This is a genomic window from Flammeovirga aprica JL-4 (genome assembly GCF_012844305.1).
GTDB classification, from domain to species: Bacteria; Bacteroidota; Bacteroidia; order Cytophagales; family Flammeovirgaceae; genus Flammeovirga; species Flammeovirga aprica.
Window position 1 is genome coordinate 1 of the sequence record NZ_JABANE010000295.1, and the last position, 1,208, is coordinate 1,208.

General features: G+C 39.8%; 1 protein-coding gene. It reads right to left on the minus strand.

From position 1 onward, the window contains the following. Nucleotides 1-1,025, minus strand: a 1,025-nt coding sequence (gene ltrA, locus HHU12_RS33970; RefSeq protein WP_169661156.1) for a group II intron reverse transcriptase/maturase, incomplete at its 3' end; no start/stop codon positions are given. Between the last annotated feature and the right edge of the window lie 183 nt (nucleotides 1,026-1,208).

Here is a 1,208-nt window from a genome sequence, read left to right on the forward strand (position 1 = left end):
ACCTTCTTGAGTTTTCGTTTGATGTTCCCCAAACTAAAGTAGTTTACCCAACCTCTTTGGATTTCTAAGAGCTTCTTGATGCGTTCATCAAAACTCATGGGAGTAGTTTTTCGAGTTACCTCTTTGAGACTTGTCTTCAACTTTTTCCATGAATCACGTTTAGCAACAAGTTGATATTGTCCTTTTGAACCTTTCTTATAGCTCGATACAAAAGCGTAGCCAAGTACCTCAAAATCTAGAGGACGACGTTTCCCGCTTTTCTCTCGATTGATTGGTAGTTTTAGGATATCCCGTAGAAATACATATACATTATTTCCTACACGTTTTGCTGCTTTTTCGGATTTCACATAAATACTAAAATCATCTGCATACCTCACAAAACGAACACCTCGTTCCATTAGAAAGAGATCCAGTTCATGAAGCAGGATATTAGAAAGAAGTGGACTTAGCGGTCCTCCTTGCGGAACACCTTTTCGTCTTTTCTTCCGTTTTCCTTGAATCATGATCGACGCTCTTAGGAATTTACGGATCAGTTTCATGGTGGTAGGACATTTGATTCTTTGGTAGATCAATTGCAGTAAAATACTGTGATCCACTTCATCGAAGAAGCTTTTAAGGTCGATATCAATGATATGTTGATAACCCTCGTTAATGTAGGATAACGATGTTTGAAGTGCATCATGAGCACTTTTGTTTGGACGGAAACCAAAGCTGAATTCTGAGAATTCCTTTTCGAAAATAGGAGATAATACTTGATGCAGTGCCTGTTGAATGAGACGGTCTTGTACCGTAGGAATCCCCAAAAGACGTGTTTTCCCATTCGGTTTAGGAATCTCCACTCCCTTTATAGGTTGCGGTAGATACTGCCCCGAAAGTAAACTCCTTTTGGTGTCATCCCATGTTTTCTGAAGATGGAAGAAGAGTTGGGCAATGGACATTTTGTCGATTCCTGCACTTCCTCCATTACGGTAAACACGCTGATAAGCACGTTTCATATTTACTTTAGACACTACTTGTTCGATCATTTTACAAAAAAAAATTAAAACCTAGTCCTGCTTTGTAAAGGCTAGCGTATTCTTCTTCTGCTGAATCAACAGAATACACCTCCATTTTCAATTAAGGACACTGTAACCTTCGGTCCTTCAGCGAGGTGAGTTCTCCGAAACTTGTCGGTACTTGTATCGCCTACTATGACCTCTGCTGACTTC